This is a genomic window from Streptococcus parasanguinis (assembly GCF_015556095.1).
Lineage (GTDB): Bacteria > Bacillota > Bacilli > Lactobacillales > Streptococcaceae > Streptococcus > Streptococcus parasanguinis_Q.
This window is the reverse complement of sequence record NZ_JADNLT010000012.1, coordinates 18,676-31,756: the sequence shown is the minus strand read 5'-3', so window position 1 is coordinate 31,756 and position 13,081 is coordinate 18,676. Positions and strand designations below refer to the sequence as shown.

The 13,081-nt window shown below is 44.1% G+C and carries 10 protein-coding genes; 2 read left to right on the top strand and 8 right to left on the bottom strand.

The features are described 5' to 3' along the window. Positions 1 to 190: 190 nt before the first annotated feature. The 3 genes from I2E70_RS09310 to I2E70_RS09300 all read right to left on the bottom strand — a co-directional run bounded on the left by I2E70_RS09310 (position 191) and on the right by I2E70_RS09300 (position 2,327). Positions 191 to 1,036 (bottom strand): CPBP family intramembrane glutamic endopeptidase, encoded by an 846-nt coding sequence (locus I2E70_RS09310; protein ID WP_049492035.1) that lies wholly within the window; start codon positions 1,034 to 1,036, stop codon positions 191 to 193. A gap of 49 nt (positions 1,037 to 1,085) precedes the next feature. Continuing rightward, complete coding sequence (locus I2E70_RS09305) at positions 1,086 to 1,658, bottom strand: HD domain-containing protein (protein WP_155169577.1); 573 nt, start codon at positions 1,656 to 1,658, stop codon at positions 1,086 to 1,088. A gap of 99 nt (positions 1,659 to 1,757) precedes the next feature. Next, positions 1,758 to 2,327 (bottom strand): TetR/AcrR family transcriptional regulator, encoded by a 570-nt coding sequence (locus I2E70_RS09300; RefSeq protein WP_037599347.1) that lies wholly within the window; start codon positions 2,325 to 2,327, stop codon positions 1,758 to 1,760. A 129-nt stretch (positions 2,328 to 2,456) separates the two neighbouring features. Here I2E70_RS09300 and I2E70_RS09295 point away from each other — a divergent pair, with 129 nt between their 5' ends. Further along, positions 2,457 to 3,299: a DegV family protein gene (locus I2E70_RS09295; RefSeq protein WP_023918400.1), complete on the top strand. Its 843-nt coding sequence runs from the start codon at positions 2,457 to 2,459 to the stop codon at positions 3,297 to 3,299. Between the two features lie 193 nt (positions 3,300 to 3,492). Here I2E70_RS09295 and I2E70_RS09290 read toward each other — a convergent pair whose 3' ends face one another. From I2E70_RS09290 to I2E70_RS09280, 3 genes are read right to left on the bottom strand one after another with little or no spacing between them, the layout of a single operon-like run. After that, the gene (locus I2E70_RS09290) at positions 3,493 to 5,139 is read right to left on the bottom strand and encodes a hypothetical protein (RefSeq protein WP_155169575.1); all 1,647 of its coding nucleotides are present in this window, start codon (positions 5,137 to 5,139) and stop codon (positions 3,493 to 3,495) included. Then, complete coding sequence (locus I2E70_RS09285) at positions 5,129 to 5,872, bottom strand: ABC transporter ATP-binding protein (protein WP_014713507.1); 744 nt, start codon at positions 5,870 to 5,872, stop codon at positions 5,129 to 5,131. The genes I2E70_RS09290 and I2E70_RS09285 overlap by 11 nt, the downstream gene beginning before the upstream one ends. Before the next feature lie 39 nt (positions 5,873 to 5,911). Continuing rightward, the gene (locus I2E70_RS09280) at positions 5,912 to 7,543 is read right to left on the bottom strand and encodes a M20/M25/M40 family metallo-hydrolase (protein ID WP_195424536.1); all 1,632 of its coding nucleotides are present in this window, start codon (positions 7,541 to 7,543) and stop codon (positions 5,912 to 5,914) included. Positions 7,544 to 7,752: 209 nt separating this feature from the next. Between I2E70_RS09280 and I2E70_RS09275 the strand changes: the two genes are divergently transcribed. Beyond that, positions 7,753 to 9,234, top strand: coding sequence for an alpha-amylase (locus tag I2E70_RS09275; protein ID WP_195424534.1), 1,482 nt, complete (start codon positions 7,753 to 7,755; stop codon positions 9,232 to 9,234). 328 nt (positions 9,235 to 9,562) lie between these two features. Here the strand turns inward: I2E70_RS09275 and trxA are convergent, their stop codons facing one another. Both trxA and I2E70_RS09265 read right to left on the bottom strand, forming a co-directional pair. Then, complete coding sequence (trxA, locus tag I2E70_RS09270) at positions 9,563 to 9,877, bottom strand: thioredoxin (protein ID WP_045759586.1); 315 nt, start codon at positions 9,875 to 9,877, stop codon at positions 9,563 to 9,565. A 97-nt stretch (positions 9,878 to 9,974) separates the two neighbouring features. Further along, the gene (locus I2E70_RS09265; protein ID WP_195424531.1) at positions 9,975 to 13,004 is read right to left on the bottom strand and encodes a CocE/NonD family hydrolase; all 3,030 of its coding nucleotides are present in this window, start codon (positions 13,002 to 13,004) and stop codon (positions 9,975 to 9,977) included. Positions 13,005 to 13,081 lie beyond the last annotated feature (77 nt).

The following is a 13,081-nucleotide window of genomic DNA, read 5'->3' as shown; positions in this document are numbered from 1 at the left end:
AGTAGGGCTGTAAAAGCTGATGAAATCAGCGTAGTAGAGCCCACTCAACCACTGCGTCTTGCTCGACAATCCAAAAATAATTGAGAGGCTAGGACTTTTGTCCCAGCCTCTTTTGTTAGAGTTACTTATAAAAAATTTTTTATCGTTGATTCATAAACTGTAATAGGATTCAAAAATTTTTAAAAGAGCTTCAACATTGATTTGCTATAGTCTTTGACTTTCTTTTATAAATGCTCAAAACAATTGCAAATGACAACAACTGCCAAAGAATAATTCTTACTATCTGCAAGCTATCTGATTCAGAATTTGAGACAACATGGACCAGATTTGAAGCAAGATTGTTGAAAAGATGATCTCCTAGTCCTAGCCACAAGGAACCTGTCATTTTGTAAAGTAAGGACCATTTGATGCTCATCATTCCCGCTAGGATAACATAGCCAATCCCCATGGTAATAAGATTTAAGAGTGACGATTCTCCTTGAAGATAATCTCTGAACGGCATTGCCAAGTGCCATATTCCAAATAGGAAGGCTATAAAGAATAGACTCTTACGGTAAGAAATCCCTTCAAGAATTTTGGTGAAAAGGCCACGAAAAACTCCTTCTTCCATCCACACGTTTATCAGGTTAAATAAGATACTTAACATGATAAACAAGATACCTGCTTGTGATCCTTTTTCGTTTGTTAAGGAAAAACCACTGGCATAAAACGATAAGTGAACATTGCCATGAAGAAACAAGAGAACAATACACTCAACTGTATATGCAAAGATGGAGCACACTAAACCAAAGAGCAGGCCATTTCCTATACCTCTTATAATTCCATTAGGTGTAAAACCAATATCTATCCATCTTAATTTGCTAATTGAAAGAATTCCCCACAATAAAAGTATTCCAAAAAGTTTGTGTAGAAAATTCTCCGATAAAAAAGTATCATCTGTCCTCATATACAAGTATTCGAATAGCCTTGCTACTGAGCAGATAACAAATATAATTGAACAACTTAAAATAGGTTTCTTTATTAGTTGATTTAGCATATCTTTCTTTCAAATAAGTCTTTTATAAAAGTTAATTTCAATATTTCACTCAGTCCAATTCCTTCTCTAGTTCTTTTAGAAAGGTGATTAAAAATTGATGGCGACTTTCTGCCATTTGTTTGGCAGTCTCCGTGTTCATTTCATCTTTTAAGAGGAGCAACTTGTCGTGGAAATGTTGGACGGTATCAGTAAGGGGTCTCCCTTTGTGGCCACCATAGGAAAAAGTTCGCGCAATTCCTACAGCTCCTATCGCATCGAGCCGGTCTGCATCCTGGACAATCTTGCCTTCTAAGGTTTCTGGATGCTTACCGCGATTTTTGCTGAAAGAAACAGCATTGATTACCCGACAAATCTGCTCGATTTGGTTTTTAGGAGTACCGATCTCTTCTAGAAACTTACGAGCATTCGCATGATTCTCTGTTTGAAACAATTTATCATCATCAGCATCGTGAAGAAGAGCTGACAAGCCCACTATCTCCAGATCACATGGACCTTCTGCTTGTGCGATTCTCATAGCATTGGTATAGACGCGGAGGGTATGCTCTACATCATGGCCATCCGCTCGATCAGCAAATAAGGTTTTAACATACTGCTTAGCAACTTGGATTCGTTCTTCGATCATCGTTCTTGTCCTTTGTTTAATCTCTGCTCAGTTTTATCTATTCATTTGAACTAGTTATGGAGATGTGCAGTTTACTTTAAAACCACCTCTCGGTGGTGATTACTTCTTCTTTTGTGGGAAGAGAGGAAGGCCTAGGGTCGCGATTTTCTCAGCGGGAATCTTCATGCCATCCTTGATCCATTTGGAGATGACAGAGACAATGGCTGAGCTCCAGAAGGAATTGAGGTAGCTGCCAGCGCCATTTGATGAGCTGCCATTTCGTTTTTCTAAAAAGTCATAGACTGCCTTGGTCAAGAGCCGTTCAAAATTGTAATCAATGGCCAGGCTGATAATCTTAGCTTCTTTCTTAACTTCCTTAAAAAGATAGACCCAGACTTGGTAGAGATCTGTCTTGAGGTTGTAGCCATCTAAAGACTTGGTAATTTTTGCGATACTAGATTGAAAGATAGACTCAAGAATCTCTTCTTTTGATCCATAATTGCGGTAAAAGGCCGCGCGAGAGACCCCAGCACGCTGAACCAGCTCAGAGATGGTGATCTTTTTCAGATCTTTTTTCTCCAATAGTTGCAGGAGAGAGATTTCGATGGATTCTCGTGTAATCGCATTGTTTTCTTGGTTAAATCGTTTGAGATTTTCCAAGGATTTCTCGGATATTTTTCTTTCTGCCATAACATTTACTTTCTATCTGTCTCACCTGATGTTATCTGCTTGGATAGCATGGTACTTCATGATATAATTGTAAAAGAAGACAAACTACTTGTCAATGTACATTTTTATACAATTATGAGGTATGAACTGATGAAATGGAAAATTATTGCGGATTCAGGCTGTGACTACCGCTCTTTGGACAACCTGGCACCAGATACGGAGTTTGTCAGTGTCCCACTGACCATCCAAGTGGGAGAAACTATCTACACAGATGATGTCCAACTCAATATCGATCAGATGATGGAAGAGATGTATGCGACTACGACTGCTTCTAAGTCTGCCTGTCCGAGTCCCGATGATTATATGAAGTCCTTTGAAGGAGCTGAAAATATCGTCGTTGTGACCATCACTGGAACCCTTTCAGGTAGCTACAATAGTGCTGAGGTGGCCAAGAAGATTTATCTAGAAGAGCATCCGAATACCAATATCCACGTCATTAATAGCTTGTCAGCTGGGGGTGAGGTGGACCTGATCGTTCGCAAGCTCAATCAGTTGGTCGCTGAAGGCCTCGATTTTGATCAAGTAGTCGATGTGATCACGACCTACCAGTCTAAGACGAAGTTGCTCTTTGTTTTGGCCAAGGTTGATAATCTGGTCAAAAATGGGCGTCTCAGCAAATTGATCGGGACTGTTGTCGGACTCCTCAATATCCGTATGGTCGGGGAAGCTAGTAAGACCGGTACTCTTGAGTTGCTCCAAAAAGCTCGGGGCCAAAAGAAAGCGATCAAAGCTGCTTTTGATGAATTGATCAAGGCGGGTTATGCTGGCGGTCATATCACCATCGCCCACCGCAACAATGAAAAATTTATTGAGCAATTCTCTGCATTGGTTCGTGAAAAATTTGCCCATGCAATGATCGAAGTCCTTCCTACTTCTGGACTTTGTAGTTTCTACGCCGAAGAAGGCGGCCTCCTCATGGGGTATGAAATTTAAGTTACCACTAAAAAGAGGCTAGGACAAAAGTCCTAGCCTCTCATTTGTTTTTGGATTGTCGAGCAAGACGCAGTGGTTGAGTGGGCTCTACTACACTGATTTCATCAGCTTTACAGCCCTACTCAACTGTGCGGAGGTGGGACGACGAAATTGAATTCTAACGAATGACCGATTTCTGTCCCACTCTCTTTTTTTATTCTCCGATCTCTTGGTAGAGGGTACGGATTTTTTTGCGGTAAATGGTATAGCTGATCCCAGCTCCGATTAGCAGGATGACACTATAAAGGATCACAGCCAGCAGGGTGCTGACGGAATGATAGGTCCAAATGAAGCTGACAATGATCAGGAGAAACATCACAAAGAGAAAGACAATCAAGAGGATAGACTGAAGAACTGCATTCCCACGATGACGGGTCATCAACTCTGTGATATTGGTCCAATTGGTGCTAAAGTTCTGAAAATCTTTGACATAGTCTCGGATGCAGATCGGAATGGTCGTTACAACCCAGATCAGTAACATGGCAAGGATAGCCAAGGGATGGACGCCAAAATAGAGACAAACGCCAACTAGAAGAATGACAGGAAGGATGGATTGCACCAGATAGAGCAACCAAAACTTCATAAAGAGATAGCGTTTGAAATCAACAGGGAGGGATCTCAAGTATTCAAAGTTTTCGCGCTCTAGCGAAATACCGATACTGGTCAAGCCTCCAAAACTATTGAAAACACCGATCAAGATGGCAACAAGGGTCAGTGGTACCAGATACTGGGGTGTCAAGTAAGGACTGAGGCCTCCTATATTTTTTGATGCTCCTGCTGCTCCACTGAGGAGGAAAATATATGGCAGAATACTCATCATCAATAGGACTTGCACCATAAGGGTTCCATCGCTCAAGAGTCTGCGATGATACTGAATGACAAACTGTCTAAAGGAGTCTTTCTGGCCCACATGGATGGCTTTCACGCGCTCTTTGACGGTTTGGTTGGTCGCAACCGCAAGGGCTGCATCATAGAATTGTGGGATCACGATTTTGCGAACCAGGCCGATCAAGACCAAAAGCACCGCTATCCAGCCCAGAAGGCCAAGGATCGCTCCACCATCAAAAGGATGGAGGATAAACTGATGAAAGGCTGTAAAAGGTGGAAATAGAATGGGAATACCCGCTCCACCCGACACCTCTACCCGATGGGTTTGGACTAGATTCAGATAGAGATAAGCTCCTAGGCTCAGAAGAGAACCAATTCCGACCATGATGTTGGAGACCAGGGTCGTGTGTTTTTTGAAAAAAAGGGTCTTAGTGATCAAATGAGCTAGTAAAATCGTCGCTAAAAAGAGAACGCCTAAGAGAATCACGGCACAAAAGAGGCCTAGCAGGATCCCTAACGGATTGAAGCCGCCTGCTTGGACAGGCAGGATCAAAAAATAGCTGATCAATGGAAGGATAGCCATGAGAAGGGTCAGGATGACCGAGATACTTTTTCCAGCAATGACTTCCGCATCTGAGAAAGCATAGGGCCGGTAAAACTGGAGGTCCTTGCTTTCATAAAAGACATTGTAAAAACTCATAAAGCCTTGGGAAATGGTCATCAAGGAAAAGAGGGCCACCATATTGACAAAGAAGGCTGGCTGATGGACAAAATCATAGATACTAAAGAGCAAGCCAAATATGAGGAAATAGACCAATCCTAAAAAGAGGTAGTTGAGCACCGATCTGCGGGCAACATTGAGTTTGACGTCCGGTTTTTTAGCCTGTTTGGCGCGTAATTTTGCGATCTGGGCCGGCTGACTAGCATAGATGATATTGACATTGACCAGCTGTTGGATGATCTTAAGACGCATGATCGCCACCTTCTTCCTTCCGCCCCGCTAGGCTGAGATAGATACTTTCCAGACTTTGTTCGGGATGTTGGCCCTTCAATTCCTCGATCGTCCCATAGAAGATGAGATTACCTTTTTTGAGAATGGCGATCTTATCACAGAGTTGTTCGGCCACTTCTAATACGTGGGTAGAGAAAATAACCGTCTTGCCGCGATCCGCATGTTGGCGCATCATTTGTTTTAAATCGTAAGAAGCCTGTGGATCCAAACCGGTCATGGGTTCGTCCAAGACCCAGATATCTGGATCCGACAAGAGGGCTGCAATGACAAAGACCTTCTGGCGCATCCCATGTGAAAAGGATTCAATCACTTCATAGCGGTGGCTCTGAAAATCAAAGATCGTAAGAAGCTCTTCCAAGCGTTGATCACAGTCTTTCTGACTCATATCATAAGAGGTCGCAACCAACTCCCAGAATTCATTGGCTGTGAGGCGCAAGAAAAGATCTGGTGAATCCGCTACATAACCGATCTTCTTTTTGATCGCCAGCCGATGGCTATAGAGGTCCTGACCATCCACTTCAATTGATCCAGTAGTTGGGGTGATGACACTGACCAGGCTCTTAATCGTCGTTGACTTTCCAGCTCCGTTGTGGCCAATCAAGCCGACAATTTGTCCGTCTTCGATGGTCAGATCCAAGTGGTTGAGGGCAATATGCCCATCGTAATCTTTGGTAACTCCGTGAAATGTAATCATGTTAACTCCCTAATTGATCCTCATTGGGACCGTTTTTTCTTATTCTGTTGATAAGCGATCATCGAAATGGTAGAGCAATTCTAGTAAATAGTTTGGAATGGTCTCCAAAAAGTCTTCTTTGTAGACCCGCTCTCCTCGCTTATGCAATTCTTTGCCCCAAGGGCCTAGATTGACCGCTGGAACCTGAATTTGAGCAATTTTTTCCAGATCCAGATCATAGACCTGGGCTGGTGTGGCTAGGCTATCTAGGACGACTTGATAAGAAGCCACATCCTTTTCCAAGGCACAATAGCTGGTGTCGTTAATCCCCATAAAGTATTCTTCGACTTTTAAGCTATAGCCTCTTTGGTCCAGATACTGGCGGTAATCCTCGATCAAGGACTCGATTTTGAGTTCTGTATTGTCCAAAAAGCGACAATTCATAGAAGGATAATAGGGGGGCGCAAAACCAATGACCACCATGGGATCCTTATCTCCGAGAAACTCTAGGAGTCGCTGGATTTGCAGGATTGCAAGGCTCTGGTAGCTGGTCCCATTACGAAAATCGTGTTCCGCTTTTTGGTTAGAAGCTTCCCTAAAGGCTTGGTAACCTTCTATGGCTTGGCAACGTTCCTCTAGCTCTTGGTAGGTGATGACTCTTGGCCTTGCAATAATATGGTCTTGGCCAGCCTGATCCTGCAAGTGTTCATACTTCTTGTAAAAGGCATCCAAGGCCTCCTGACTAAGCTCATAAATCCGCTGTAGGAGCTCTTGGGGTGTTTTCTTCAAATGCAGCACACTGAAATAACCAGCCGCATAGAGCACGGTCGATACATCGTACTGCTCCTTCAAATCTCTGAGATAGGACCAAGAAGGAAGGGGAGACGTTTCTCCCAACGCCTGATCTGCCAGATCGGGATGAAGATCTAGCTGGCTTGCGATGGCTACTAAGAGGGACAAGGCATTGATCCCTTTAAGAGGCTCCTTCATATGGGATAAGACGCCTTGCGCCACAACGACTGGCATGAGTTTACCGACTGTGCCAATGTGAAGGACTTTTTCTTTTTCTAGATCCGATTCAAAGGGCTCCGAATCTACTGCTAATACATAATTCAGATCAAACTTTTCCTGCAAATCTGTCAGGAGCCCCAAAGCCCCCCGCATCCCACGTGAATAGGATTCCTCGTCTCCAACAGAGAGATAGAGCAGATTGACCTGACCTCCTGAGGGATCCGCCGCATAGGCTTCTAGAACCCCTAATTGAAGGGCCAAGGCAGCTTTCATATCGCAAGATCCTCTGCCAAATTTCCAATCCCCAGAAGCTAAATCAGCCTGGATATCTGGTCGCATATCTAGTGTTTTCAAGGCTGCTGCTACTTTATCAGAATCGAGCGCGATCTCCGACAAATGTCCATAGTCTTCAAGATCGACTGTATCATGGTGGTGAAACAGGATAAGAGTTTTTTTCTTACCTTTATCGACCAAGGCCCAATTGACCGACCGATGCAAGTGATCCTGTGGCACCTGATAGCGCCCAAAGTGGTCTGGATGTTCCTTGAAATAGGGGATCTGGGCAAGCCGTTGATCCAGATAGGCTTCGATTCCTTGCTCTGTCTCAGTGTTGGTGAAGCTTGGAATCGCCAAGGATTGGGTAAAAATCGCTTCGATGCTCTCTCTATTGGTGGTTTTCACTTTCAAACCAATCCTCCTTTGATATGATCAAACTAAATGAATAGATAGAAATATATGTATCAGGCTGATATTTCTACGTAGATAAAATCCTACCTTTTATATTCTCACTTCACTTCTTTCCTGTATGCGATTTCTTTTCTAGAAAGGGCTTGCTTCCAGCGCAAACGTTTGTCCCATCCAACTATTTTTGGTAAAATAAGGACATTCACATGAAAGAAGAAATAACAATGGAAAATCAAACCTTAATGCAATATTTTGAGTGGTATTTGCCCGGTGATGGGAACCACTGGACACGTCTTGCTGAAGATGCGCAACACTTAGCAGATTTGGGCATTCGCAAGGTCTGGATGCCACCTGCTTTTAAAGCTACATCTAACAATGACGTTGGTTACGGGGTCTATGACCTCTTTGATTTGGGCGAGTTCGACCAAAAAGGAACAGTTCGCACCAAATATGGTTTCAAAGAAGATTATCTTCAAGCCATTCAAGCCCTCAAAGATGCTGGGATTCAACCAATGGCCGATGTCGTTCTCAACCATAAAGCTGCAGCTGATGACTTAGAGGAGTTCGAGGTCGTTGAGGTCGATCCGATGGATCGAAACAAGATCCTCACCGAACCTTTCACCATTCAAGGATGGACTAAATTCACCTTTGATGGTCGAAATGGAGCCTATAATGACTTCCACTGGCATTGGTACCATTTCACCGGTACTGACTACGATGCTTCTCGCAATAAGAATGGAATCTACCAAATCCAAGGGGACAACAAAGGTTGGGCTCATGGAGATCTGGTAGACAAGGAAAACGGAAACTACGATTACCTCATGTACGCCGATATCGATTTCAAACATCCCGAAGTTGTAGAAAATCTCGATCAGTGGGCTGAATGGTTTATCGAAACGACTGGTGTAGAAGGTTTCCGTCTGGATGCCGTCAAGCATATCGACTCCTTCTTTATGAAGAATTTCATCCACAATATCACCCAAAAGTACGGTGAAGATTTCTACGTCTTTGGTGAATTTTGGAATGGGGATAAAGAGACCAACGATGAATACTTGGAAAGCATTGACTACTTATTCGACTTGATCGATGTAGCCCTCCACCAAAATTTCTTCAGAGCCAGCCAAGAGGGTGAAAATTTCGACCTTCGAACTGTTTTTGATGGAACACTGGCGCTCAATCATCCTGAACAGGCCGTAACCTTTGTAGACAACCATGATACCCAGAGAGGGCAAGCCTTGGAATCTACCATTGAAGAATGGTTTAAGCCTGCAGCCTATGCCTTGATCTTACTTCGTGAAGCTAGTTTGCCTTGTGTCTTCTATGGAGACTACTACGGTATCGAGGGCAAATTTGCGCAAGAAAGTTTCCAAGAGGTTCTTGATCGTCTCTTATGGGTTCGTAAAGATCTGGCCTATGGGGAACAAACAGACTACTTCGATGATCCTAATTGCATCGGTTGGACACGCTCAGGTACAGAAAAATCAGCACCAATCGCCTGCTTAGTTTCGAATAACCAAGCTGCTACAAAAGTCATGGAGATCGGCTCATCCTACGCAGGTCTCACCTACTATGATGTCCTAGAAAATTGTAGTGAAACCGTCCAAGTCCAAGAAGACGGTACTGCTGAATTCCCAGTGGCAGAGCGCTCCGTCAGTGTCTGGGTAGCCCAAGATACAGAGGGCCAATAACCTTTATATGTAATGTTCTCCTAGGATCTACATCTTCCTAGGAGAATTTTTTCCTGTAAAAATTTTATAGGAAATACAGCTTCATTTTAGCACTATAAGAAAGCGCTGTCAATGGGTGTCACATCTATTTGAAAGAAATAAAGAGCATCAAAAAAAGCTGGAAAAAATTATCCAGCCTTCGATGTTTGATAGAAATAACTGTATGACGCAGTGGTTGATTGGTATCTTTGTTCGCTTTTTAAGCTCCAAAGATGACCTAATCAACTGTGCGGGGGTGGGAAGTCGAACTCTTTTTTACTAGTCGGAGTTCTTTCCCACTCCCTTCTTTTTAGCTCAATTCTGCAATGATTTCTTTCAATTGGGCTTTCGTATGAACTCCAGCCACTTGTTTGACAACTTGTCCATCTTTTTTAAAGAGAAGAGTTGGGATCGACATGATACCGAATTGACGCGCTGTATTTGGATTTTCATCGACATCTATCTTACAGATTTTCAAATCATCTTCATGTACTTCTTCTGCCAACTGATCCAAGATTGGAGCCTGCATGCGGCATGGACCACACCAAGTTGCCCAAAAGTCAATCAAGACAAGTCCTTGGCTGGTTTCTTGTTCAAAAGTTGCATCTGTGATTACGTGTGCCATATTTCCTCCTTTTTCAGTAGTGACTACTGATTCTGCATTTCTACTTTTATTTTACACTAAAAGATGCCATTTTAGAAATATTTGCTACGGGGACTCCTTAGGCATCTTCTCTCTTTTTGCGCCAAAAGATGAGGCTAGAAGCTGTTAGGCTGATCACACCTAAGAGACCCAGAGCATGGTCTTTGCTCCCTGTTTGAGGAAGGGTATGGTCTACCTGCTCTCCTCCTACTGCAGAAGTCGCAACTTGAGGATCTTCTGCCAATCCTTGTGAAACAAATTGAGGTCCATAAGATACAGCTAGTGTAAGATGAGATTGCTCTTGTCTTGCTGATGCTGTTTGCATCTGTTCATCTTTTTCAGGAAGAGTTTGGCTTGGTTGGACAAAGTATTCTGGGCTTGGCAGTGTATACTCTTCCTTGTAGTGTACTTCTGGAGCAACTAGAGCAGCTCCTTCTATTTCTGGCAATTTCACATAGTCAGTATCTGTTGCACTCGGTACATAGGCTGCCTTTTGGGCGCGGGTCTTTTCAACAATTGGAATCGCCGCTTGGATAGAATCTGTCTTGAAGGTCACTTCATATGGATGCTCCACCGTTAAATCAGATGGGTCATAGGTGTTGAAAACAAGCGCTAACTTATGACCTTTCTTAACCGTATAGAGATTTGGTTGGAGATAAACCGTGTAATCGTGGTATTCCCCAACCTTTGGCTCGATGCTTGCGCGAGACCTTGCTGAATCGTAGCCAGACTTAGGATTCGCAAGGTTGATCCAGCCTTTTGCGATCACCTTGTACTTGGTCTTGATGGTTTCGTATTCGGCAACAGATAGGTTGCTTAAATTGCTTCCCATCCAGAAAGCGTCTGCTGTTTTATCTTGCTTGACGCTACCATTTCCCACCACGTCAAAGTCCTCATCTGCCACATCTACCAAAAGGGCGTTGATTTGGAAATTCTTTCCTTGACCTTTGGCAAGAGCTGCTTTGAAATGAACGGGGATGTGGCCCTTGATCGTAGTGTCCTCAGTAACATCAGAAACGAAGGTCAGATTGGCCTTAGAGGAGGCTTTGCTGACTGTTTCATTACGGTTAGCGATCTCAACACCTGCAGCCGCATAATCACTAGAAATGGTTTCTTCTAGACGTTTCGAGCTTGCATGTAAGAAGAGACGTTGACTGCTCTTCCAGTTATCATAGCTGGTCCACTTGCTTGGATCATAGTTGTTTTGAGCTAGAACCGCTGGCAAACTTTCGACGTGATTATCCACTCCATAGAGGTAATGGGTCAGCCAGGTATTGAGCAAATCATAAAAGTCCTGACCATTGGCGGTGATGCCGTATCCTCGTGACATAGCCGCTGGGTAGACGTGATCTCCTTGGTGAAGATAGAGCTTGACATCTTGTCCTGCTTTCTTGAGGGCATCGTACATAAGTTCAAAGTGCTTGGTCTTGACATTGTCATCATTCAAGCCATGGACGATCAGGGCGCTGGTCTTGAGATTTTCTGGATGAAGGGTATAATCCCGCTCCTTCCAGACATCGCTGTAGTTGCGATCATGGGCGTACTGGTCCTTGTTCAGTTGGTTGATGTAGTTGGAATAGTTTTGCCAAATACCTGCCCAATCATCTTGCTCCAGCATCCGTGTGCTAACGTAAAGGGAGAGCCATGAAAGATCACTATAAGGTGCATTACCAAACTGGGTACCTTGGCTATTGAAATAATCATACCAAGAGGCAATCCCTGCTGCTGGAACAATGGTCTTTAGACCTTCTACGCCTGTTGCCGCCACACCAAAGGTCGTGGTGCCAGCCCAGGAGAGACCGGTCATTGCGACATTGCCAGTTGCCCAGTCTGCCTTGATTTCGACATTGCTAGTCTTATCGGTGTAGGCCTTGCGTTTGCCATTGACCCATTCGATGATATTCTTGAAGGCATTGATTTCGAGATCGGATCCCGTCGTGTTAAATCCTTCTGACCCCTTGGTACCAAGCCCAGCACTTGAGATAAAGGCATAGCCTCTGACTAAGAAATAGTCGTACCAGTTCAGATCTTCGTAGTCATAGATATACTCGTAGGGACTGTAGTAATACCAATCCGATGCCTTGGCTTTTTTGGCTGCTTCTACTGTTGTCTCACTGCTTACTGGCTGTCTTTTGGCAGGTTGGCTGTGCAGTTTCTTCATATCATAGCTACCGTCTGTTGGAAGCCCCAAACTTTCAAGGGTCACGTAGTTTTCATCGAGCGTCCCCGCTACGTAAGGGCGCGCTTCCAGAATAGTGGCTGCCTTAAAATCACCTTGCGCTACTGCTTTTGGTAGTTGAACAATGGCTTTGACCAAGTCAGGCTTGCCATCTGCATCGGTATCGTAGTCTGTTTCGACATAGACTGGGAAGCGTACAATTTGGCTATCTTCATATTTGTAGTCTTGGTCTGCTTTTTCTCCCGTCGTATAAGGGAAAATAGGCTGGGCACGACCATTTAAAAAGAGCGGGCTTTTCTTTTCAGCACGATAGGCATCGTAGAGTTTCTTAGCTGTTTCATACATCTTGGCCAATTCTGGCTGATTGACCTTACGAGTCAGATCTTCTGATGTTTCAATCAAACCTAAACTCTTGGCAAAGCGTTCCCGATCTGCTTGGCTTTGGCCCAATTGGCTTGGATCCGTTGCTGCCCATTGAAGCAAGCCATTAACAGCATCTTGCACTGTCAACTCTTTAGAGGTCTGATCCGCTGCAAGGGTCGAACCTGTGACCTTTGCCAAATCCTGACTTGTTGCCGGTGCTTCTGAAGTAGGAGCGGATTGAGGTGCAGCTTCCCTGTTTGTTGTTGCTGGAGTTGCTACTGGGACAGTTGGGTCACTTGGGGCTGTGTGGGCTGCTCTTGTAGGAGCTACTTGATTGGCACCTGCCGCCCGATCCAGCGATGCCTCACTTGAGCTTGTCCCTTCTTCACTAGAGCTAGTACTTGTGTCACGTGCTGTCGGTGTTGCTTCAGTAGATGGAGCATGGACCACTTCTGTCGATGGAGCTAGCTCTTCTGTCTGCTCATCTGCTGCTGCTACTTGATGCAAGACCATCGGTGCGATCAATAAACTTGATGCGACAATGGAAACCATTGTTTTCTTTTTCATGTCAATCTCCTCACTTTTTGTAATCAACACTCCTATTATACTATGTAAGCGTTTTTAGATCAAACAGATGTTCATCT